Source organism: uncultured Microbacterium sp., from assembly GCF_937927635.1.
GTDB lineage: Bacteria > Actinomycetota > Actinomycetes > Actinomycetales > Microbacteriaceae > Microbacterium.
The window spans coordinates 1-21747 of sequence record NZ_CALBRW010000026.1 but is presented as its reverse complement, the minus strand read 5'-3'; the positions used below and the strand labels follow the sequence as shown (position 1 = coordinate 21747).

The following is a 21747-nucleotide window of genomic DNA, read 5'->3' as shown; positions in this document are numbered from 1 at the left end:
CATCCGGCATCGATGGCCTGGAACACGTACTTGGGCTGGAAGTGGATGTCGGCGATGACCGGGATCTGGCTCTTGGCCGCGATGATGTGCAGCACATCGGCGTCATCCTGCGACGGCACCGCCACGCGCACGATCTCGCAGCCGGCCGCCGTGAGCTCGGCGATCTGCTGCAGAGTGCCGTTGATGTCGGTGGTCTTCGTCGTGGTCATCGACTGCACGCTGATCGGGGCGTCGCCGCCGACGAGCACCTTGCCGACCCGGATCTGACGGGACTTGCGACGAGGAGCGAGGACTGAGGGGACGCGCGGCATCCCGAGGTTCACTGCTGGCACTCCTCAAGGCTACCGCCGACGGATCGATGTGGGCTGGATGCCGGGCATCCGCACCCGTCTCTCAGGATGCCGACCTCTCGCGCGGCTCCCCTGTCACGGGGTCGGGTGAGGCATCCGCTCTGTGGTACTTTCGCGGTATGTCCGCGACCCGCTCCTGGTGGCCCGCCTCCTAGGCGGTGTTTCGCGTACCCACGAGAACTCGACCGCCTTCCGGGGCGGTCTTTTTCGTGTCCGCACCGGATCCTCTGAATCTGGAGAGAACATGACCGCTCTGCCCGACCGCATCCGCGAGCTCGCCGCCGACCCGGAGGCGTCGTTCGTGCTCATCGCCCGCGACGGCGGTGTGGAGCTGCTGACCGGCGAGCTCGTCGACGTCGAGGCGCTGGCCGACATCCCGCTGCACGGCGAGGACGGTCCGCGCGAGGTCTTCGCGATGGTGCCGTACCGGCAGGTGCGGGAGCGCGGCTTCGCCGCGCAGGACGACGGCACGCCGCTGCGCTGCCTGGTGGTCGCGGAGCACGAACGGACGGATGCCGCAGGGCTGGCCTCCGCACTCCCCTCGGCCCGCATCCCGCTGCACGACGGCGGCTTCGACATCTCCGACGAGGAGTACGCCGAGATCGTGCAGCGCGTGATCGCCGAGGAGATCGGCCGCGGCGAGGGCGCGAACTTCGTCATCCGCCGCGATTACGTGGCCTCGTTCGAGGGTGACGACCGCACGGCCGCGCTGACCTGGTTCCGGGCGCTGCTCGAGCACGAGCGCGGCGCGTACTGGACCTTCGCGGTGATCACCCCCGGGCACATCGCCGTGGGCGCGAGCCCCGAAGCGCACGTCGTCGCGCGCGGCGGCATGGTGACGATGAACCCCATCTCCGGCACCTTCCGCCACCCGGCGGGCGGCGCGACGCGCGAGACGCTGGGCGAGTTCCTCTCCTCCACGAAGGAGACCGAGGAGCTGTTCATGGTCGTCGACGAGGAACTGAAGATGATGAGCCAGGTGTGCTCCGACGGCGGGCGCATCACCGGCCCGCATCTGAAGGAGATGTCGCGGCTCACTCACACCGAGTACATGCTCCGCGGACGCAGCCGGCTGGACCCGCGCGAGATACTGCGCGAGACCATGTTCGCACCCACCGTCACCGGATCCCCCATGCAGAACGCCTGCACGGTGATCCAGCGGCACGAGCGCGCCCCGCGGGGCTACTACTCCGGCGTCGCCGCACTCTTCACGCCCAACGCCGCAGGCGGGCACGACCTGGACGCGCCCATCCTGATCCGCACCGTGTACCTCGACCGAGGACGCCTGCGCGTATCGGTGGGCGCCACGCTCGTGCGGCACTCCGACCCGTTCGGCGAGGTCAGCGAGACCCACGGCAAGGCCGCCGGCGTGCTCGGGGCGATCGGCGCCATCGAGCGGGATCTCGCCGCCGAGGCCCGCGACGACGACGCCCCGGCGCCCGCCGTGCTCGCCGATGACCCGGAGATCGCCGCCCTGCTGGCATCCCGCAACACCCGCCTGGCCGATTTCTGGATGCAGCCGCAGGATGTGCAGCCCGGCGGCCGCTTCGCGGGAAGCACGGCGCTGGTGGTGGATGCGGAGGACCGCTTCACCACGATGCTGGCGCACCAGCTGCGGCACCTCGGGCTCGACGTGACCATCGCCCCCTGGTCGGAGGTGAGCGACGACCAGATCGATGCCGCCGACCTGGTGGTGTCCGGTCCTGGCCCGGGCGATCCCCGCGACGGCTCCTCGCCGCGCATCGTCCGCATGCAGCAGGTCGTCGCGCGCCGCCGCGCCGCGGGGGCTCCCCTGCTGGCGGTGTGCCTGAGCCACCAGATCCTCGCCGACAGCCTGGGCATCGACCTGGTTCCGCTGGACTCGCCCTACCAGGGCGTGCAGAAGACCATCCCGGTGTTCGGGGAGGACGCCTCGGTGGGCTTCTACAACACCTTCACCGCGCGCGTCGCCCCCGGCACCACGAGGGTGGATGCTGCCGAGGTGGCGGCGGACGCCGCGACCGGCGACGTGTACGCGCTGCGCGGCGAGCGCTTCGCCTCGATCCAGGGCCACCTGGAGTCGATCCTGTCCCGCGACGGGTATGCGACCCTGGAGCGGCTGGTCGCGCACGCGCTGAGGTGAGGCTGCTCGCACGCGCGGCGTCACGGATCACTGATGGATGCGACGTCGCACGGCGCGTCGGTCTACGACACGCCGTGCGCAACGGGCGACATCAGTATTCCGACACACCGGCACCGCGACGGATGCGGTCAGCCGCCCAGCAGGTTCAGGGGTTTGACGATGTCGGCGATGATCAGCAGCGCTCCCATCGCGATCAGCAGCACGGCCACCACGACGGTGACCGGCACGAGCCGGGTGGCATCCACCGGCGCGGGCTCGGGGCGACCCGTGATCTTGGCCCAGGTGCGCTTGATGCCGTCCCAGAGCGCCACCACGATGTGTCCGCCGTCCAGCGGCAGCAGCGGGATGAGGTTGAAGACGAACAGGGCGATGTTCAGCGCGCCGAGCAGGTTCAGCAGCACTCCCAGGCGGTTCAGCACCGGGGCATCCGTCGCCGCGACCTCACCGGCGATCCGGCCCACGCCCACCACGCTCAGCGGCCCGTTGGGGTCGCGCTGCGTACCGGTGAACAGGGACTCCCCCACGTTCCAGAGCTTGGCGGGCAGATTGATCACCAGCGAGGTGACGCCCTGCACCTGCTGCATGGCCAGCTCGGTGCCCGTGCCGATGGGCTGCTGCACGTACTCCAGCTTCGCGGTGATCCCGGCGTAGCCGACGGTGTGCGTGACCGGCTTGCCCGCCTTGTCCTGCACGGGCCTGCCCGAGGCATCCACCTCGCCGCGCTCGGCCGCGACCGGCGTGAGCTGCAGCGTCTTCTCCTGGCCTGCGCGGCGCACGACGACGTCGAGCTCCTTGCCCGGGGAGTCCTGAATGATCTGCGAGGCTTGCGCGAACGAGGTGATCTTCGTGCCGCCCACACTCACCAGCTCATCGCCGGGCTCGAACCCGGCGTCGGCAGCCGGTGCCTTCGGATCGGATGCCGTGCAGGTCTGCTGGGTGACGCCGGCGGGCACCACGCACTGCGTGATCGAGGAGATGGTCGTGGACGCCTGCTGGATGCCGATACCGGATGCCATCAGTGTGAACATCAGCACGGCGAGGATGAGGTTCATCACCGGCCCGCCCAGCATGATGATGACGCGCCTGTACACCGGCAGGCGGTAGAAGACCCGCTCCTCGGCACCGTCGGCGATGGTCTCGTCGTTCGCGGTGCGGGCGTCCTGCACCAGGGCGGCGAAGACGCGCCTGGCTGCACGGGTCTTCGTGGAGGGCGGGTACATGCCGGACATGGAGATGAACCCGCCCAGCGGGAGGGCCTTGAAGCCGTACTCGGTCTCGCCGATGCGCCTGGACCACACCCGCGGGCCGAAGCCGATCATGTACTGGCCGACCCGCACGCCGAACAGCTTGGCGGGCAGCAGATGGCCGACCTCGTGCAGCCCGATCGACAGGCCGAGGCCCACGAGCATGAACACGATGCCGCCCAGATACAGCAGGATCTCCACCCGACCACGCTAGTGGCTGCGTCGAGGAATCCGCTGTGCCCTCCGGCCTGCGCCGAGCCCCCTGTCCTCTAGGCTGGTCGTGTGACACCGAGGCAGCTGCGGATCGTGAGAGGCGCCGCGGCATCCGTGATCGCCACTCTCCTCGCTGCGGTGTCCCACACCATCGGAGGCGGGCAGGCGCCGAATCCGCTGCTGATGCTCGCGGTCTCCGTCCTGCTGACCCCGCTCGCCGCGGTGCTCGTGGGACGCACCGTGCGACTGGCGGGCATCACCGGTGCGGTGACCATCACACAGGTCCTCTTCCACCTGCTGTTCGCGGTCACCGGCGACATCCCGCTTGCGGGAGCGGCGCCGGGCACGCACCAGCACGGCGTGCTGACCCCCGCGGATCTGGCCGTCGTGATGCCCTCTGCCCACACCTCGAGCCTCGACGCTCCGATGCTCGTCGCGCATCTGTGCGCCGCCGTGGTCACCACCGTGCTGCTGTGGCGCGGCGAACTCATCCTGCGCGCGATCACGCGCTGGGTGCGTGCCGTGCTGCGCCGGCGGGAGCCCGTGCTCCGCACGAGCACGCCGTTCCGCGCGACACCCGGTGACACGACGACGAGTCCGCTGAGCCGCATCCTGCTCGGCGGTGTCTGCCGGCGCGGTCCTCCTGCGCTCTCCTGCGGCTGATCCCCGGATCGGCCATCGCCCGCCCTCTCACCGAGACGGCGGTATTCGTCGCGGGCCACGCCACCGGCCGCCCGCACATCACACTCAGGAGAACACCCATGACTATTTCCCTTCGCCGCGGCGCGATCATCGCTGCCATCGCCGCGGGCATCGTCATCGCGACACCCGCCATGGCCAGCGCGCACGTCGGCGTCTCGCCGGATGCCGTCCCCCGCGACGCGTCGACGCTGCTGACCTTCTCGTTCTCGCACGGCTGCGCGGAGTCGCCCACGACGTCGTTGCGGATCACGATCCCGGACGGATCGCCCGTCGCGGATCCGACGTTCGACGCCGCGTGGGACACCCAGATCGAGAAGGGTGCGGACGGCTACACGTCGGCGATCACGTACACGGCCATCCGCCCGGTGCCCAAGGGCGTGCGCGGCGCCGTCAGCCTCTCGTTCCGCCCCGCCGAGAACGCGCCGGAGAACCTCGTCTTCCCCGTGGAGCAGACCTGCGAGACGGGGACCAACGAGTGGACCGAGGTCGCGAAGAAGGGCCAGGACGCCGAGAAGCTGGATTCCCCTGCGCCCGCGATCACGCTCACGAAGACCGCCACCACCCCGGCCGCGGCCGCGGCCGACCATGGCGATCACACGGATGCCGCGACGGCCGATGCGTCATCGACGGCGGACGCGTACCCCGTGGTGCCGACCGTGCTCGGCGCCGGAGGACTCGTGGCCGGGATCGCCGCACTCGTCGTGGCGGTGGCCGCGTACCGCCGCCGCGCCTGACGGTCAGCGCGTGCGCCGTCCATCCGCGGGCGGCGCACGCCTCAGCGGGTCGCCGCGCGGGCAGGCGGCCCGCTGCGTGAGATCATGGAAGACGATATGACCACTTCGCCCTCTCTGCCGCCCGTGCTCCGCCCCGCCGACCCACCCCGTCGCTCCCTGGCCGAGCTCGCCGACCGCTTCGCTCAGGAGGTCCGCGGCGATCTCGCGGGCGTCGAGCTCAGCGGCATCACCCTCGCCACCGCCGACCTGCGTGCCGGCGAGGCGTTCGTCGCCATCCACGGCGTGAACCGGCACGGTGCCGAGTTCGCGCAGACCGCCGCCGATCAGGGCGCCGTCGCGATCATCACCGACGCGGAGGGCGCCGACATCGCGGCATCCGCCGGCCTCCCGATCCTCATCGTCGAGGACCCGCGGGCAGTGCTGGGCGAGCTGAGCGCGTGGGTGTACGGCACAGGCGCGTCAGACCCGCTGCCGGTGCTGTTCGGCACGACCGGAACCAACGGCAAGACCAGCGTCTCGCACCTGCTGCAGGGCATCCTCGACCAGCTGGGCGTGGTCTCCGGACTGTCCTCCACGGCCGAGCGGCACATCGCCGGCGAGGTCATCGTCTCGCGGCTGACCACGCCCGAGGCATCCGAGATGCACGCGCTGCTCGCCCTCATGCGGGAGCGCGACGTGCAGGCCGTCGCGGTCGAGGTGAGCGCGCAGGCGCTGTCGAGGCATCGCGTGGACGGCCTGGTGTTCGATGTGGCCGGGTTCACGAACCTCACGCACGACCACCTCGACGACTACGCCGACATGGAGGAGTACTTCCAGGCCAAGCTGCCCCTGTTCACTCCCGCGCACGCGCGCCGCGGCGTGGTGAGCCTGGATTCGCCGTTCGGCGCCCGTGTCGTCTCCGCCTCGACGATCCCCGTCGTGACCGTCGGCACGCCGTCGATCGCCGCGGACCCGGATGCCGCGAAGCAGGCCGACTGGGTCGTCACCATCGACGACGAGCGGCAGGCCGGCACGCTGTTCACGCTCACCGCGCGCGACGGCCGCTCGCTGACGACGCTGGTGCCCGTGATCGGCCAGCACATGGCGGCCAACGCGGGCCTGGCCATCGTGATGCTGCTCGAGGGCGGCTACGAGTGGGACCGCCTGGTCGCGGCGCTCGAGCGCGACGGCCAGATCATCGCGTATCTGCCCGGCCGCACGCAGTTCGTCTCCGGCGAGAAGGGCCCCGCCGTGTACGTGGACTTCGGGCACTCCCCGGATGCCTTCGAGAAGACCCTCGCCGCGGTGCGCCGCGTCACGCCCGGCAAGGTGCTGATGCTGTTCGGCGCCGACGGCGACCGCGACGCCACCAAGAGGTACGACATGGCCCGCACGGCCGTGGAGGGCAGCGACATCCTCGTGGTCACCGACCACCACCCGCGGTTCGAGGACGCGGCGTCCATCCGCGCGACACTCGTCGCCGGGGCCCGCAGGGCCCGCCCGGATGCCGAGATCCACGAGTTCACGCCGCCGGAGAAGGCCATCGTCGAGGCCGTGAGCCTGGTCGGCGACGGCGACGCGATCCTGTGGGCGGGCCCCGGCCACCAGGACTACCGCGACATCCGCGGCGTGCGAACCCCGTACTCGGCTCGCGAGCTCGCCCGTCGCGCGCTCATCGCCGCGGGCTGGCCGGCGCCCGCCTCGCACTGGCCCGTCCCCTACGACGACGAGGTCTGACCGCAAGGCCGCTCTGTCTGCGCCGAATGCGCTGTTTTCACCCGGAAACAGCGCATTCGGCGCAGATAGACGGGCTTTACGAGGCGGCGGCGATGAGCGCGTCAGCCTTCGCGCGGGCCCAGGTCTCGGCATCCGCCAGCGTCTCGACCGTCAGCTCGCCGTCGAGAGGCTCGTGCACGTCCACGACGCGCTGGATGGTGTCGACGATGCCGAGGAACGAAAGCCGCCCCTCGTGGAAGGCGTTCACCGCCTGCTCGTTGGCGGCGTTGTAGACGGCGGGATAGGCCCTGCCCGCGCGCCCCACGGCCTTGGCCAGGGCCACGGCGGGGAACGCCTCGGAGTCCAGCGGTTCGAAGGTCCAGCTGGACGCCTGCTTCCAGTCCAGCGGGCGCCCCACGCCGCCCACCCGGTGCGGCCAGTCCAGCCCGAGCGAGATGGGCAGTCGCATGTCGGGCGGCGAGGCCTGCGCGATCGTGGAGCCGTCCACGAATTCCACCATGGAGTGCACGATGGACTGCGGATGCACGACCACCTCGATGTCGTCGTAGTCCACGTCGAACAGCAGGTGCGCCTCGATGACCTCCAGGCCCTTGTTGACCAGGGTCGCGGAGTTGGTGGTGACCATCCGGCCCATGTTCCAGGTCGGGTGCGCGAGCGCCTGCACCGGGGTCACCTCGGCCAGTTCGGCGCGGCTACGGCCGCGGAAGGGACCGCCGGATGCCGTGACCACGAGCCTGCGCACCTCGCCGGCAGCGCCCGCGCGCAGCGCCTGCGCGATGGCCGAGTGCTCGGAGTCGACGGGTACGAGCTGATCCTCGCCTGCCGCGGTGCGGACCAGCTCGCCGCCGACGATCAGCGACTCCTTGTTGGCCAGCGCCAGGGTGCGACCGGCCTTCAGCGTGGCCAGCGTCGAGCCCAGGCCGATCGACCCGGTGATGGCGTTCAGCACGACGTCCGCCTCGACGTCGCGTACCAGCTGCTCGGACTCCTCAGCGCCCAGTGCCGTGTGCTCGACCTGGAACTCCTCGGCCTGCTGCGCCACCAGCTCGGCATTGGTGCCCGCCGAGAGGCCCACCAGTTCGAAGCGCCGTGGATTGGCGCGGATCACGTCCAGAGCCTGCGTTCCGATGGAGCCAGTGGAGCCGAGCACGATGATGCGACGCATACCGCCAGCCTAACGACGACGCGGCGACCCCGAGAGGATCGGGACCGCCGCGTCTGGAGGATGGCGCTACCCGGCCGCCACGTGCTGGGTGGCGAGGATGTCGATCACGAACACCAGCGTGGAGTTCGCCGGGATCGAGCCCTGCGCCTTGTCGCCGTAGCCCTCGGAAGGCGGGATGACCACGAGCACCTGCGAGCCGACCTTCTGACCTGCCAGCGCCTTGACGAAGCCGGGCACGTAGGCGTTGCCGGGCACGGTGATGGGCTCGCCGTTCTTCCACGACGAATCGAAGCTCTTGCCATCGGCCCAGGTGACGCCGTAGTACTGCAGCAACGTGGTGTCGCCGTCAGCGACCGCACCGCCGTCGCCCTCCTTGAGCACGGAGATCTTCAGGTCGGCGGGCGCGTCGGTCTTGGGGATCGTGATGGCGGGCTCACCATCGCTCGCGAGTTTGACGGTCGGCATTCCGTCGACGGGGGCCTGATCCTTGCCCCACGCCGCGGTGGGGCTGGTCTTCAGCACATCGATGATGTACACCTGCGAGCCCGTTCCGCCCTGCTGAGCGGGGAACGCCGCGGCAATGCGGGTGCCGAGGGGCACGCAGCCGATCACCTGCGCCAGCGTCTGGTTGGCCAGGACGTTCTGCGGAAGGATCTCGTCGGCCTTGTAGCCGAGGTCGCCGATGCGCTTGCCCGTCTCGGTGTCGAACGCGCTGATCGCGTAGGTGACGTAGTCGCCCTTCTTGATCGTCGCGCCGTCACCCTTGCTGACGACGGTGCGCTGCAGGTCCTTCACCTTCTGCTTGAGCTCGAAGGTGGCCGTCGAGGGCGTGCCGAAGTCGCCGGTGATCTTCACGCTGTCGGACACGGCGCCGGGCTTCACGGCCTGGGAACACACGTCGCCGGAGGCACCCGGAGTCGAGGACGACGACGGGTTCGGCGAGGACGAGCCCGCACATCCGGCGAGCAGCATCGCCGAGACGGCGAGAGTGGAGAGGAGGGCGAGGGGACGCAGGCGCAAGATGGGACCTCGAAATCGCTGGACGGAAGAGACCATCCTCCCGTATCGGGCTTTGCCGCGGCTGAATGCCGGGTCCCCCGTCGACATTCCGTCGCGGGCATGCGCGGCTGGATAAACTTCTCTGATGAGTTCTGAGCAGTCCGGCGGGTCCGAGCACGAACCGGAATCGCACACCCCGCGACATGCAGGATTCAAGTACAGGGTCGGCCGCATGGTGGCCACTCCCCTGGCCCGCGTGGTCTACCGGCCCCGTATCGAGGGCCGCGAGAACGTGCCGCGCACCGGCCCGGTGATCCTCGCCAGCAACCACCTGTCGTTCATCGACTCGATGGCCATCCCGGTCGCGGCGCCCCGGACCGTGCACTTCCTCGCGAAGTCGAGCTACTTCGAGGGCACCGGGTTGAAGGGCGCACTCTCCCGCGAGTTCTTCACCTCGGTCGGCGCGATCCCGGTGCGCCGAGGCGGCGGTCAGGCCGCACTGGACGCGCTGGACCAGCAGCGACAGCTGCTGGAGGAGGACCTCGCCGTCGCGCTGTACCCGGAGGGCACCCGCTCCACCGACGGCCGGCTTTACAAGGGCCGCACGGGCGTGGCGTTCCTGGCCCTGCAGACCGGCGCCCCGGTGGTGCCGGTGGGGCTGATCGGCACCGATCGTGCGATGCCGGTGGGCGCGAGGATGCCGTCATTCAAGGAGCGCATCACGGTGCGCTTCGGCGAGCCGATCGACGTCTCCAAGCACGGTCCGGCCACCAGCGGCAAGGCCAGGCGCCTGGCGACGGACGAGATCATGACCGCCATCCACGAGCTCAGCGGGCAGGAGCTGGCCGGCGTGTACAACGAGCCGCCGGCGCAGAACCCGATCGACAAGCTCAAGCAGGCGCTGCCCCACGAGCGCCGCTAGGACGCGACGTCGACGGTGACCTCGTAGCGCACGGGGAAGTTGACCGAGTTGGCGATGAAGCACCACTCGTGCGCCTGGTGATGCGCCTCGCGGGCTGCCTCGACCATGGACGCGTCGGCGACGGTCACGTGCGGATGCAGCACGACCTCGGTGAATGCACCGCCGCTGCGCCCGTCCTCGCGCATCACCCCGGTGGCCTCGTCCCGGTACGCGGTGAGCACGACGCCCCTGGTGACGCACACGTGCAGGTACGAGAGCAGGTGACACTCCGACAGGGCCGCGATCAGCATGTCCTCCGGGTTCCAGCGGGTGGGGTCGCCTCGGAAGGGCTTGTCGGAGGATGCCAGGATGTCGGGCTTGCCCGCGGCGCGCACGAGCACATCGCGGGTGTAGTCGCGGTATCCGCTCGTCCCCGTGCCGAGATTGCCGGTCCAGGTGGTCGTGAGCGCGTAGCGGTGTTCGCCGAGCGGATGCTGTGCCATGGGACGAGTCTTGCACCTCTCAGCCTGCAGGGACCTTCCTCGGCCGGCAGACGCCGCACAGTAGGCTGGTGTGGTGCTGGAGACCCTGACTGTCCGTGATGCCGTCGAACTCGCGATCGTGGAGCGCAGCGGCTTCGTGGAGTCCCGCCATGCCGGCGCCGCCATCGTGCTGTCCCCGGAGGGCGAGGTCATCGCCCAGCACGGCAACGCCGACGCCCTGATCCTTCCGCGCTCCAGCCTCAAGCCCCTGCAGGCCGTCGCCAGCCTGACGGCCGGTGCGGTGCTGGAGGGCGAGCAGCTGGCGCTGGGCACCGCCAGCCACACCGGCACCGATCGGCACGTCGAGGTCGTGCGTGAGATCCTCACGGCCGCCGGGCTCACCGAGGACGACCTGGCCTGCCCGCCGGCGTGGCCCTCCGACACGGCGACGCGCCGCGAGATGATCCGCGACCACGCGGGCGAGGCCCGCATCCGGATGAACTGCTCCGGCAAGCACGCGCTCATGCTGCGAGCATGCGTGGCCACCGGCTGGCCGACCGCAGGATACCTCGACCCCGCGCACCCGCTGCAGGTGCACATCCGCGAGGTCGTGGAGCGGCTGACCGGTGAGAGGATCGCGCATACTGCCGTCGACGGCTGCGGCGCTCCCGTGCATGCGATCACCCTCGCGGGGCTCGCTCGCGGCATCCACCGCATCGGCTCCGCCTCGGAGAGGTCGCCCTTCGCCCTGCACCGCGTCGCGGGCGCCCTGGTGCGTGCGGTGCGCGAGAACCCGTGGACGATCGCCGGTCCCGGCGAGCCGGACACCATCGCGGTCGAAACGCTCGGCGTCTTCGCGAAGGGCGGCGCCGAGGGCGTGATGGTGATGGTGGCCCCGGATGCCACCACGGTGGCGCTGAAGATGCTGGACGGCAGCGGCCGCGCGGCCGCCGTCGTCGCGGCCACGCTGCTGGCCCGCGCCGGGGCGGTGAGCGAGGCCGATGTCGCCACGCTGACGGCAGCACTGCCGCTGGAGATCCTCGGGGGCGGGCAGCCGGTGGGACGCGTGCGCCCCGCAGCGGGGATCTGACACCAGCACTCAGCCCAGCAGCACCCGCTGAGGCGGACTCCCCGCCTGCACGCTCCACGCCCGATCAGCGTGGAGCTGCGCGTAGGGCGGCAGCTCACGGACACCGGCGAGCTGACGCAGTTCGGTCGCGCATTCCGCAGCGACCACCAGCTCGCCCGTCGTGCGGATGCCCTGCAGCAGCGCCCACTGCGCGCGCCACTCCTCGGGGTCGCCGACGACGATCACTGCATCCTCGGCCGCGGGAGCGCCGGGCGCGAGGTCGCGCAACGACATCACCCGCTGCCCCGGATGCGCGGAGGCCAGCACGGCCGCGGTGGCGCCGACGGCCGGCGTGATGATCCCGGTGCGCGGACCGCTCGGCCGCCACGCGCCGCTCTCCGACGTGCGCTGGTCGCGCTGCGCCCCCTCTGCCGGCAGGCACAGCTGCACCTCGAGGCCGTCCATCCAGGCCCGGCCCGTCGGGCGCCCGCGGTCGAAGGCCGCCGGCTCGCCGCCCGCGGCGATGTGCTCGACCTTGCTGGTCAGCCGCAGCAGTGCGTGCCGGGGCACGGCGTCGATCAGCCTGCCGAGCGGGCCCGACACCCGAGACAGGGTGATCACCGTGGTCGAGGGAGCCCGCACGATCATCTCCCAACGACCCGTGAACACCTGCGCGTAGTCCGGCGGGTATTGCGCCGCCAGCAGATCCAGGTCATCGCACAGCACGGGGCCGTGCGCGCCCGCGCACAGCTGCGCCACGACATCCCACGCCGCCTCCGGATCCTGCGGGATCACGACGGCGTCCGGCAGCTGAGCCGCCAGCAGGGCCACCGCGGAGCTCTTCCCCGACCCGGGTCCCCCGATGATCGCGAGTCCATCGCCGTCGGCCAGATGCAGCCACGGCTGGCGCTGCCGGTCGGGCTCATCCGCGAGCCCCAGCACCACGCCTGCGGACAGCTCGTCGGCAGGGAGTTCCAGCTTCGACGGAAGCGGTGGCAGCCACGGACTGGGCTGGGCCCGATGCCCGCTCCAGCGCCGCGCCGCAGCCTCGATGTCCGCGTCGGCGGTGAGGGCGATACGAGCAGGCTCGGCCCGACTGTCGCGCGGACGGCGCACGAACGCCAGCCCCCGCGATTCCGTGCCGCCGGGCAGTTCCGCCGCGGCGTCCGATCCGATCACGAAGCGGCTGTCGGCGGGCTCGGCCACCCGCAGGCTGATGCGCAGCGGACAGTTGGCCGCCAGCGCGTCGCGGATCACCCCGCTGGCCCGCTGCGTGCCCAGCACGAGGTGCATGCCCAGAGCCCGGCCGCGGGCCGCGACATCGGTGAAGACGGCTCCGAGGTCCGGATGCTCCTGCAGCAGGGCGGCGAACTCGTCGATGACGATCACCAGCCGGGACAGCCCGGCGCAGTCCTCCACGTCGCGCACTCCGGCCCGGCCGAGCGCAGCCTCGCGGCGGCGCAGCTCTGCGGTGAGGCTGCCCACGCCGCGCCGCGCCCCTTCCGCGTCCAGGTCCGTGATGACCGCGACCACGTGCGGCAGGCGGCGCAGCGGATCGAACGCCGTGCCGCCCTTGAAGTCCACCAGCACGAATGCCAGCTCCTCCGGCGAGTGCGTCGCGGCCAGTGCCGTGACCCAGCTGGTCAGCAGCTCGCTCTTGCCTGTTCCGGTCATGCCCGTGACGATGGCGTGCGGCCCGTCCTCGACCAGTGACACGCTCAGATCGCCGCGCTCCCCCCGCCCGATCGCCGCGGCCAGGCCGCCGGCATCCGCCGCTTCGAGCTCGTCAAGACCGATCCGGTCCGGGATCGCGGTCTCGGCGTCCGCCCTGTCGGCGAGCTCCGCGCCGATGATGCGCGCCTGCTGGACCGACAGCGCCTCGGCGGCCAGTTCGCGCTCGCCGTCGGGTGTGCGCATCCGCGAACGGGCCGGTGCACTGCAGTCCAGCACGGTCGTCACGCCCTCCGGCGGCTCCTCCCCCGGCATCCGGATGCAGATCAGCGCGTCGGCACGGCCGTCGCCCTCTCCGAGGGCGATGCGGAACGCCGAGCGCATCCTCCCCGCGTGCGGATAGCCGCTCAGGCCCCAGGCGTTGATCGCTTCGCCGCTGATCCCCAGCAGCGAGGGGCCGAAGCGCAGGCACAGCTGCACCACGATCGCCCTCGCGACGGCCTCGGCGACGGGCCCCGCCGCGCGGATGCAGATGCCGCGGCCCAGCGGCACCGACACGGGAGCGTCGTCCAGTTCTCTCGCGCGGGTGCGGAACGCCCGCGAGCGGTCGTCGTCTCCCCCACGGGCCTGCACGGTGCTGGGCCGTGCGCCCCGTCCGAGCATGACGAAGGTGCGCTGGTCCGGAGCCTCTCCACTGCGCAGCGGCAGCTCCTGCAGGCTCTGCACGACCCCCGGCTCTCGACGCCAGGCGTCGGCGTGCTCCTGCGCATGCAGGCGCTCCAGTTCGGTCTCGGCCCGCTCCCAGGCCGCGTCGCTCTCCTCGCGGCCCCGTCGGCGCTCCCTGCGCCGCGTACGCAGCCCATCGACGTACGACGCCACGAGCATCAGCGGCCCGAGGGCGGCGAAGCACAGCGCGAACAGCGAGCCCGTCACCAACCACAGCACGATGCCCGCGGCGACGGGCACCACCGCGGCCAGCAGCGGCAGGGGCGGCCGGCGGGTGTCAGCGGGTGCGGACGGCAGGACGATGGTGGTGGACTCCATGCCGCCCATTCGACAGCATCAGCCCTCGCGAAAACGGCCTATCCACAGGCCGCGGGCGTCATTCCTCGGAATCGGCGTCTGTGGAGGACGATTCGGGAAGGATCACCTGCACGACGATGACGGTCACGTTGTCGCGACCGCCGTTCTCCAGCGCGGCATCGACCATCGCATCCACAGCCGCACCCGGATCGGGGTTCTCGCGCAGGAAGTGCAGGATGCCGTAGTCCGTGAGCTCCTTGGTCAGGCCGTCGGAGCACACCACCAGGCGGTCGCCGTCACGCGGCTCCACGATCACGTAGTCGGGCGCGACGAGCTCGCTGGCTCCCACCGCACGCGTGATGACGTTGCTGTACGGATGCCCGTCGGCCTCCTCCGGGCTGATCTTGCCCGAGGCGATCAGCTCCTGCACCACCGAGTGATCGGTGGTGACCTGCACGAGTCGTTCGTCGCGGGCGAGGTACACCCGGGAGTCGCCGATGTTCAGCACGACCCACCGGCGGGTGCCGTCCTCGGCCGTGTCCAGGTACGCACCAGTCAGCGTGGTGCCGGTGCCCTCGTCGGTGGTGTCCGGATGCTGGTGGATGTCGTCGACGGCCAGATGCAGGGCGGCTTGGATCGCGGCATCCGAGACCTCGCCCGCGGTGACCATCTCATCCAGTCGGGTGATCGTGCACTGACTGGCGATCTCGCCGCCGGCGTGCCCGCCCATGCCATCTGCGACGACGAACAGCGGATAGCGGGCGAGGTACGAGTCCTGGTTGTTCTCTCGACGCCGACCCCGATCCGTCGCCCCCGCCCAGGCGAGCTGCAGCTCGTCGCTGACGCGGTGCGTCTGCGTTGTGGTCTCAGGCACGAGTGGTCTCCGTCGATCGGGCGGACGCCATCGCGCCCTGTGGGTACAGCATCATCGTAATCGTCCCGCGCTCACATCACCGATGCCGGATCCTCGGGCAGGGGGAACAGCCCGTCGATCAGCACCAGGTCCTCCGCTGTCGGCGTCCAGGCATCCGCGGCGGCGGCATTGGCCTCGATCTGCTCCGGGCGGGTCGCCCCGGCGATCACGCTGGAGACACCGGGCTGCGCCAGCAGCCAGCCGAACGTGGCCTGCAGCATGGTGATCCCACGCTCGTCGCAGAAGCGTTGGTACGCCTCCAGCGCATCCCAGGGCGCGTCCGCCCAGATGTGCGGGCGGGTGTCCATGATGCGGCTGCCCGCGGGCCCGCCCTCGCGGGTGAACTTGCCGGTGAGCAGACCGTTCTTCAGCGGGAAGTAGGGGAAGAAGCCCAGCCCGTAGCGGTTCGCGGCCGGCAGTGCCTCGCGCTCGGAGCCGCGCGCCAGCAGCGAGTAGTGGTTCTGCGCCGAGATGAACCGGCCCGTGGAGCGGGCGCGGGCGGTGAGCTCCGCCTCGGCCATCTGCCAGCCGGTGAAGTTGGAATGGCCGTAATAGCGGATCTTCCCCTCGCGCACGAGCTCGTCCAGCGCGTCGATGGTCTCGGCGATGGGCGTCTCGGGGTCGGGCAGATGCAGCTGGTACAGGTCGATCCAGTCCGTGCGCAGCCTGCGCAGCGAGTGCTCCACGGCCAGCCGCACGTAGCGGCGCGAGCCGCGACCGCCGGCGAAGTCGTAGCCCATGTCGCGCGCGTGGCCGAACTTTGTCGCGAGCACCACGCGGTCGCGGCGCCCCTCCAGCGCCTCGCCGATCAGCTCCTCGCTGCGCCCGGCCTCGGCGCCGTACATGTCGGCGGTGTCGAAGAAGAAGACCCCGTTGGCCAGTGCCGCATCGATCACGGCGCGCGTGCCCTCCAGCGTCTGCGTCACGGTGCCCGCACGGCCGAAGTTGTTGCAGCCGAGTCCGGTGGCGGACACGACGAGGCCGGATGCACCGACGCGGCGCTGCGAAGTTCCCATGCATCCCACACTATCGGTGCACGGGTCGGCGGACGCGACAGCGCCCCCGGCCAGGAGGTCGGAGGCGCTGTCGTCGATGCTGTCAGCTCATGCGGGCGGCTGCGTCGGGCCCGCCGGAGGCTCGGCATCCGGGCTGGGAGCGGCGGGCGGCTCGTCGCCGGCGGGAGGTGCCGGAGGAGCAGGAGGAGCCGGCGGCGTCGCAGGAGGAGCAGCCGGCGGAACCGGCGCCGCAGGCGGGGTCACCGGCGGCGGAACCGGAGCCCCGGGTGCTGCCGGAGCCGGCCCCGGGGTGCCCGGCACCTGCGGCACGCCATAGCCGGGCTGCTGCGGAGCCGCATAACCCGGCTGAGCAGGATAACCCGGCTGTGCCGGGTAACCGGGCTGTGCGGGATAGCCCTGCTGTGCCGGGTAGCCGGGCTGTGCGGGGTAGCCGCCATAGGGAGCGCCGTAGCCGGCAGCGGGAGCCGCGCCGGACTGCACGGGGATTCCCTGCCAGACCGTGCGGTCGGCGAAGAAGCTGTTCGATGCCCAGCCGGAGGGCGGGATGTTCGAGTTCCAGCGCGAGGAGTCGAAGGCGTTGATGCCCTCCCAGACGAGGCTCAGGAAGATGTACAGCACCACCCAGGCCCCTTCCTTCTGCAGCTTCTGACCGATGCGGTAGGCGGCGAGGATGCTCATGACGGTGGCGCCGATACCGGCGATCCAGCCGATGAAGGGAATGCCTGCGATCACCCAGCCGAGCACGAGCCACGGACTCACATCGCCGAGCTTGAAGAACACCATCATGTTGTACAGCGGAACCCAGGCGCGCCATCTGCCCTGCACCCCGGCCTTGTCGAAGATCTTCATCAGGAACCATGCAGTCAGCACATATCCGGCGATGCTGAGCAGGAAGAGGATGAAGAAGTACGCGCCGAGGAACCCGTAGGCGTATCCAGCCCCGTAGTCGTCGTAGCCCATGAGACTCACATTTCTCCGGTCGAAGGAGACGACTCTCGCCCCCGATGCACGGCCGAAACCGCGCACAGGCCATGCTATCCAGGCCGTCCCTGGCAGGGCAATGATGTGCGACGCACGGCGCGTCACGCGACGGCGATGAGCTCCAGCACTCCGGCATCCGCTGTCCGGCGCAGTGGGACGCTCTCGACGGCGGCCCATTCCAGCAGAGCTCGAACGGAGCGCACCCGAGGTCGTGACCGCGCGAGGGAGCGCACCAGCAGCCCCTTGGACTTCTTGTTGAAGTGGTTCAGCGCGCGGCCGGTGTCGGTGACCACCCGCACGTAGGCTGCCGGAGCGGATGCCGGGATCGGCCCCAGCGCCACATAGGCTTCGCTGCGGAGATCCAGGATGAATCCGACATCCGCCAGTTCGGCGCTCACGGCATCGGCCCAGTGCCGTCGCAGCGGAGGGATGCCCGGCACGGATGCCGCGGCGCCCAGCCGGTACATGGGGATGGCGTCGAGAGCGCCGACCGGGCCGAACGGCGCCGAGTGGATCAGCACGTTGGCTCCCAGCCAGCGACGCGCCGCCGCGTCCAGGCTCGCCGCATCCAGCGCGTCGTACAGCACACCGGTGTAACGGTCGACGGCCGCCATCGTGGGCGCCGTGCGCAGCATCCGATCGTGCTCGATCTCCCCCAGCTGCCGCTCGCTGAGGCCGAGCACTCGCCTGGCCTCGGCGGGATCGCCGGCCAGGGCGACCAGCGCGTCGATGACGGCCTCGCGCAGCGGCGCGAGCGCCCGCAGTGCGAGGGACGCGACGTCCAGCGGCCTGGCGCGACCGCCGGGCCGCTTGGTCTCGGAGGGAGGGAGGAGGATCTTCATGTGCTCCACGCAGACAGAAGCGTCCGCCCGGTGCGTGCGAGCACGCGACCGGACGGACGCATCAGGAAATGGATGTCAGGCGACCAGCGCGGCGTTGCCCGCCACGATCGTCAGGGCGTCGCCCTCCATGGAGAGGAAGCCGTCCTGCGCATTGGCCAGCACCTTGGTGCCGTCGGCCCGGGTGATGCGGACCTGGCCCTCGGCGAGGATGGCCAGCACCGGCTCGTGACCGGACATGAATCCGATCTCGCCCTCGACGGTCTTGGCGACGACCAGCGACGCCTCTCCCGTCCAGACCTCCGCGTCGGCGGAGACGAGGCTGACGTGCAGAGCCATGGTCAGGCGTTCTCCTTCTGGATCCGCGCCCACGCCTCTTCGACGTCGGAGATGCCGCCGACGTTGAAGAAGGCCTGCTCGGCGACGTGGTCGAAGTCACCGCGGCAGATCGCATCGAACGACTCGATGGTCTCCTTCAGCGGGACGGTCGAGCCCTCGACACCCGTGAACTTCTTGGCCATGTAGGTGTTCTGCGACAGGAACTGCTGGATGCGGCGCGCACGGGCGACGACGATCTTGTCCTCTTCGGACAGCTCGTCGACACCGAGGATCGCGATGATCTCCTGGAGCTCCTTGTTCTTCTGCAGGATCTGCTTGACCGTGGTGGCCACGCGGTAGTGGTCCTCGCCCAGGTAGCGGGGGTCCATGATGCGCGACGTGGAGGTCAGCGGGTCGATGGCCGGGTACAGACCCTTCGACGCGATCTCGCGGCTGAGCTCGGTAGTCGCGTCGAGGTGCGCGAACGTCGTGGCCGGAGCCGGGTCGGTGTAGTCGTCGGCCGGCACGTAGATCGCCTGCAGCGAGGTGATCGAGTGGCCGCGCGTCGAGGTGATGCGCTCCTGCAGGAGGCCCATCTCGTCGGCCAGGTTCGGCTGGTAGCCCACGGCGGAGGGCATGCGGCCCAGCAGCGTGGAGACCTCGGAACCGGCCTGCGTGAAGCGGAAGATGTTGTCGATGAAGAGCAGCACGTCCTGCTTCTGCACATCGCGGAAGTACTCCGCCATGGTCAGGGCCGACAGCGCGACGCGAAGGCGCGTCCCCGGCGGCTCGTCCATCTGGCCGAAGACGAGGGCGGTCTTGTCGAAGACGCCTGCCTCCTCCATCTCGTGGATCAGGTCGTTGCCCTCACGGGTCCGCTCGCCGACACCGGCGAACACCGACACACCGCCGTGGTCCTGCGCGACGCGCTGGATCATCTCCTGGATGAGGACCGTCTTGCCGACGCCCGCGCCGCCGAACAGGCCGATCTTGCCGCCCTGCACATACGGGGTGAGGAGGTCGATCGACTTGATGCCGGTCTCGAACATCGTGGTCTTCGACTCGAGCTGGTCGAAGTTCGGGGCCTTGCGGTGGATCGGCCAGCGCTCGGTGATCTCGACCTGCTCGCCGGGGGCCGCGTTGAGCACCTCGCCGATCACGTTGAAGACCTTGCCCTTGGTGACGTCGCCGACGGGCACCGAGATGGCAGCTCCCGTGTCGCGAACCTCCTGGCCGCGGACGATGCCGTCCGTCGGCTTGAGGGCGATGGCGCGCACCAGGTCGTCGCCGAGGTGCTGGGCGACCTCGAGCGTGATCTCCGTCGAGCCCTCGCCGATGACGATGGTGGTCTTCAGAGCGTTGTAGATGTCGGGGATCGAGTCGTGCGGGAACTCGATGTCGACAACCGGACCGTTGACGCGTGCGACGCGCCCGACGACCGCGGTCGCAGGCGTTTCAGCCGTAGCGGTGGGGGTCATTTCTTCGTCTCTTTCCTGATGGTCTGTCAGCTGGATGCCAGTGCGTCGGCGCCGCCGACGATCTCGGCGATCTGCTGGGTGATCTCGGCCTGGCGCGCGTTGTTGCGCAGGCGGGTGTAGTCGGTGATCAGCTTGTCGGCGTTGTCGCTGGCCGACTTCATCGCCTTCTGCGTGGCGGCCTGCTTGGCGGCGGCCGACTGCAGCAGCGCGTTGAACACGCGGCTCTGGATGTACACCGGCAGGATCGCGTCCAGCACGGTCTCGGCGTCGGGCTCGAACTCGTACAGCGGGTACACCGTGCTGCCCGCCTCCGAGTCGTCGGCCTCCGCGATCTCCAGCGGCAGCAGGCGCACGGACTCCGGCTCCTGCGTCATCATGCTGACGAAGCGGTTGTACACGAGAGTGATCTCGTCGACACCGCCCTCGTCCCCACCGCGGGAGAAGGCGTCCAGCAGCGCGTGCGAGATCTCCTCCGCGGTGTGGAACGACGGCTTGTCCATGTCCCCGGTCCACTCCCCGGCCGAGGCGATGCCCCGGAACTGGAAGTAGCCCACGGCCTTACGGCCGACCAGGTAGAACACCGGCTGCTTGCCCTGCTCGCGCAGGAGCTCCGCCACCTCGAGACCCTCACGGAGGATCTGCGAGTTGAAGGCTCCGGCAAGGCCGCGGTCCGAGGAGAAGATGACGACCGCGGAGCGGGTGATCTTCTCGGGCTCGCGGGTGAGCGGATGGTCGACGTTCGAGTGCGTCGCGACGGCGGACACGGCCCTCGTCACGGCACGCGCGAAGGGGGTGGACGCCTTGACGCGTGCCATCGCCTTCTGAATGCGCGAAGCCGCGATGAGTTCCATCGCCTTCGTGATCTTCTTGGTCGTCTGAGCAGAAGAGATCTTCTGCTTGTAGACCCTGAGTTGAGCGCCCATGAATCAGTACCTCACGCGATTACGCGCGACGACCCTTGACGATCTTCTCCTGGTTGACGTCCTCCGCCTCGGCAGCCGCGTGCTCCTCGCGACCGGGAGCGCCGATGGTCTGGCCGTTGCCGGCCTGGAACTCCAGGATGAAGGCATCCGTCTGCTTGTCGAGCTCGGCGATGGTGTCATCGTCGAGGACGTTCGTCTCGCGGAGGGTGTCCAGGATGCTGGTGTTGCGACGCAGGTAGTCCAGCAGGTCGCGCTCGAAGCGCAGCACGTCCGAGACCTCGAGGGTGTCGAGCTTGCCGTTGGTGCCGGCCCAGATCGAGACGACCTGCTCCTCCACCGGGTACGGCGAGTACTGCGGCTGCTTGAGCAGCTCGGTCAGGCGCGCGCCGCGAGCCAGCTGACGACGCGAGGCCGCGTCGAGGTCGGATGCGAACATCGCGAACGCCTCGAGGGAGCGGTACTGCGCGAGCTCCAGCTTCAGCGTTCCGGAGACCTTCTTGATCGACTTGACCTGTGCGTCACCGCCGACTCGGGAGACCGAGATGCCCACGTCGACAGCGGGACGCTGGTTGGCGTTGAACAGGTCGGACTGCAGGAAGATCTGACCGTCGGTGATGGAGATCACGTTGGTCGGGATGTACGCCGAGACGTCGTTGGCCTTGGTCTCGATGATGGGCAGACCCGTCATCGAACCGGCGCCGAGCTCGTCGGACAGCTTCGCGCAGCGCTCCAGCAGACGGGAGTGCAGGTAGAAGACGTCACCCGGGTAGGCCTCGCGCCCCGGCGGACGACGCAGCAGCAGGGACACGGCGCGGTACGCCTCGGCCTGCTTCGACAGGTCGTCGAAGACGATCAGCACGTGCTTGCCGTCGTACATCCAGTGCTGGC

19 protein-coding genes and 1 pseudogene are annotated in these 21747 nt (G+C 70.2%); 6 read left to right on the top strand and 14 right to left on the bottom strand.

Going from position 1 to position 21747, the window contains the following annotated elements:
* On the bottom strand, positions 1-332 hold a 332-nt coding region (locus Q0568_RS13315; protein WP_298867336.1), incomplete at its 3' end, for a flavodoxin-dependent (E)-4-hydroxy-3-methylbut-2-enyl-diphosphate synthase.
* Positions 333-594: 262 nt separating this feature from the next.
* On the opposite strand from Q0568_RS13315, the gene Q0568_RS13310 reads away from it, so the two are divergent.
* Positions 595-2472 (top strand): chorismate-binding protein, encoded by a 1878-nt coding sequence (locus Q0568_RS13310; RefSeq protein WP_298867334.1) that lies wholly within the window; start codon positions 595-597, stop codon positions 2470-2472.
* A gap of 128 nt (positions 2473-2600) precedes the next feature.
* Here the strand turns inward: Q0568_RS13310 and Q0568_RS13305 are convergent, their stop codons facing one another.
* Complete coding sequence (locus Q0568_RS13305) at positions 2601-3917, bottom strand: RIP metalloprotease (protein ID WP_298867332.1); 1317 nt, start codon at positions 3915-3917, stop codon at positions 2601-2603.
* Between the two features lie 81 nt (positions 3918-3998).
* On the opposite strand from Q0568_RS13305, the gene Q0568_RS13300 reads away from it, so the two are divergent.
* From Q0568_RS13300 to Q0568_RS13290, 3 genes are all read left to right on the top strand, one after another.
* Positions 3999-4592, top strand: coding sequence for a hypothetical protein (locus Q0568_RS13300; protein WP_298867330.1), 594 nt, complete (start codon positions 3999-4001; stop codon positions 4590-4592).
* 98 nt (positions 4593-4690) lie between these two features.
* The gene (locus Q0568_RS13295; RefSeq protein WP_298867328.1) at positions 4691-5365 is read left to right on the top strand and encodes a DUF1775 domain-containing protein; all 675 of its coding nucleotides are present in this window, start codon (positions 4691-4693) and stop codon (positions 5363-5365) included.
* Between the two features lie 96 nt (positions 5366-5461).
* Positions 5462-7081 carry a UDP-N-acetylmuramoyl-L-alanyl-D-glutamate--2,6-diaminopimelate ligase gene (locus Q0568_RS13290; protein WP_298867326.1) on the top strand — a complete coding sequence of 540 codons (1620 nt, stop codon included), beginning with the start codon at positions 5462-5464 and terminating at the stop codon, positions 7079-7081.
* 76 nt (positions 7082-7157) lie between these two features.
* Here the strand turns inward: Q0568_RS13290 and dxr are convergent, their stop codons facing one another.
* Together dxr and Q0568_RS13280 are read right to left on the bottom strand one after the other, a co-directional pair.
* A complete protein-coding gene (gene dxr, locus Q0568_RS13285) occupies positions 7158-8246 on the bottom strand; it encodes a 1-deoxy-D-xylulose-5-phosphate reductoisomerase (RefSeq protein ID WP_298867324.1) in 1089 nt (362 codons plus the stop codon).
* 66 nt (positions 8247-8312) lie between these two features.
* Complete coding sequence (locus tag Q0568_RS13280; protein WP_298867322.1) at positions 8313-9266, bottom strand: FKBP-type peptidyl-prolyl cis-trans isomerase; 954 nt, start codon at positions 9264-9266, stop codon at positions 8313-8315.
* 211 nt (positions 9267-9477) lie between these two features.
* On the opposite strand from Q0568_RS13280, the gene Q0568_RS13275 reads away from it, so the two are divergent.
* Positions 9478-10167: a 1-acyl-sn-glycerol-3-phosphate acyltransferase gene (locus Q0568_RS13275; RefSeq protein WP_298867320.1), complete on the top strand. Its 690-nt coding sequence runs from the start codon at positions 9478-9480 to the stop codon at positions 10165-10167.
* Here the strand turns inward: Q0568_RS13275 and Q0568_RS13270 are convergent.
* Positions 10164-10649, bottom strand: a complete 486-nt coding sequence (locus Q0568_RS13270) for an OsmC family protein (RefSeq protein WP_298867318.1) — start codon at positions 10647-10649, stop codon at positions 10164-10166. The genes Q0568_RS13275 and Q0568_RS13270 overlap by 4 nt on opposite strands.
* Positions 10650-10722: 73 nt before the next feature.
* On the opposite strand from Q0568_RS13270, the gene Q0568_RS13265 reads away from it, so the two are divergent.
* Positions 10723-11718 carry an asparaginase gene (locus Q0568_RS13265; RefSeq protein WP_298867316.1) on the top strand — a complete coding sequence of 332 codons (996 nt, stop codon included), beginning with the start codon at positions 10723-10725 and terminating at the stop codon, positions 11716-11718.
* Positions 11719-11727: 9 nt separating this feature from the next.
* Here Q0568_RS13265 and Q0568_RS13260 read toward each other — a convergent pair whose 3' ends face one another.
* From Q0568_RS13260 to Q0568_RS13220, 9 genes and pseudogenes are all read right to left on the bottom strand, one after another.
* On the bottom strand, positions 11728-14412 hold the full coding sequence (locus Q0568_RS13260) for an FtsK/SpoIIIE domain-containing protein (RefSeq protein ID WP_298867314.1): 2685 nt from the start codon (positions 14410-14412) through the stop codon (positions 11728-11730).
* A gap of 58 nt (positions 14413-14470) precedes the next feature.
* On the bottom strand, positions 14471-15265 hold the full coding sequence (locus Q0568_RS13255) for a protein phosphatase 2C domain-containing protein (protein ID WP_298867312.1): 795 nt from the start codon (positions 15263-15265) through the stop codon (positions 14471-14473).
* Between the two features lie 71 nt (positions 15266-15336).
* Positions 15337-16320: an aldo/keto reductase gene (locus tag Q0568_RS13250; RefSeq protein WP_298867310.1), complete on the bottom strand. Its 984-nt coding sequence runs from the start codon at positions 16318-16320 to the stop codon at positions 15337-15339.
* 87 nt (positions 16321-16407) lie between these two features.
* Positions 16408-17280, bottom strand: a complete 873-nt coding sequence (locus Q0568_RS13245; RefSeq protein ID WP_298867309.1) for a DUF5684 domain-containing protein — start codon at positions 17278-17280, stop codon at positions 16408-16410.
* A gap of 122 nt (positions 17281-17402) precedes the next feature.
* Complete coding sequence (gene yaaA / locus Q0568_RS13240; protein WP_298867308.1) at positions 17403-18143, bottom strand: peroxide stress protein YaaA; 741 nt, start codon at positions 18141-18143, stop codon at positions 17403-17405.
* Positions 18144-18218: 75 nt separating this feature from the next.
* Entirely contained in the window at positions 18219-18479 is a 261-nt protein-coding gene (locus tag Q0568_RS13235) for a F0F1 ATP synthase subunit epsilon (RefSeq protein ID WP_298867306.1), read from the bottom strand.
* A 2-nt stretch (positions 18480-18481) separates the two neighbouring features.
* A complete protein-coding gene (gene atpD, locus Q0568_RS13230; protein WP_298867302.1) occupies positions 18482-19936 on the bottom strand; it encodes a F0F1 ATP synthase subunit beta in 1455 nt (484 codons plus the stop codon).
* Positions 19937-19962: 26 nt separating this feature from the next.
* On the bottom strand, positions 19963-20859 hold the full coding sequence (locus Q0568_RS13225) for a F0F1 ATP synthase subunit gamma (RefSeq protein ID WP_298867300.1): 897 nt from the start codon (positions 20857-20859) through the stop codon (positions 19963-19965).
* 19 nt (positions 20860-20878) lie between these two features.
* Positions 20879-21747 (bottom strand): annotated as a pseudogene (locus tag Q0568_RS13220) (F0F1 ATP synthase subunit alpha); the annotation flags it as partial.

Bases quoted from the DNA above. Each gene is read 5' to 3' on its own strand.
- Q0568_RS13295 (WP_298867328.1), top strand. From the start codon at position 4,691: ATGACTATTTCCCTTCGCCGCGGCGCGATCATCGCTGCCATCGCCGCG.
- Q0568_RS13235 (WP_298867306.1), bottom strand. From the start codon at position 18,479: ATGGCTCTGCACGTCAGCCTCGTCTCCGCCGACGCGGAGGTCTGGACG.
- dxr (WP_298867324.1), bottom strand. From the start codon at position 8,246: ATGCGTCGCATCATCGTGCTCGGCTCCACTGGCTCCATCGGAACGCAG.
- Q0568_RS13290 (WP_298867326.1), top strand. From the start codon at position 5,462: ATGACCACTTCGCCCTCTCTGCCGCCCGTGCTCCGCCCCGCCGACCCA.
- Q0568_RS13250 (WP_298867310.1), bottom strand. From the start codon at position 16,320: ATGGGAACTTCGCAGCGCCGCGTCGGTGCATCCGGCCTCGTCGTGTCC.
- Q0568_RS13275 (WP_298867320.1), top strand. From the start codon at position 9,478: ATGGTGGCCACTCCCCTGGCCCGCGTGGTCTACCGGCCCCGTATCGAG.
- Q0568_RS13310 (WP_298867334.1), top strand. From the start codon at position 595: ATGACCGCTCTGCCCGACCGCATCCGCGAGCTCGCCGCCGACCCGGAG.
- Q0568_RS13225 (WP_298867300.1), bottom strand. From the start codon at position 20,859: ATGGGCGCTCAACTCAGGGTCTACAAGCAGAAGATCTCTTCTGCTCAG.
- atpD (WP_298867302.1), bottom strand. From the start codon at position 19,936: ATGACCCCCACCGCTACGGCTGAAACGCCTGCGACCGCGGTCGTCGGG.
- Q0568_RS13260 (WP_298867314.1), bottom strand. From the start codon at position 14,412: ATGGAGTCCACCACCATCGTCCTGCCGTCCGCACCCGCTGACACCCGC.
- Q0568_RS13270 (WP_298867318.1), bottom strand. From the start codon at position 10,649: ATGGCACAGCATCCGCTCGGCGAACACCGCTACGCGCTCACGACCACC.
- Q0568_RS13245 (WP_298867309.1), bottom strand. From the start codon at position 17,280: ATGGGCTACGACGACTACGGGGCTGGATACGCCTACGGGTTCCTCGGC.
- yaaA (WP_298867308.1), bottom strand. From the start codon at position 18,143: ATGAAGATCCTCCTCCCTCCCTCCGAGACCAAGCGGCCCGGCGGTCGC.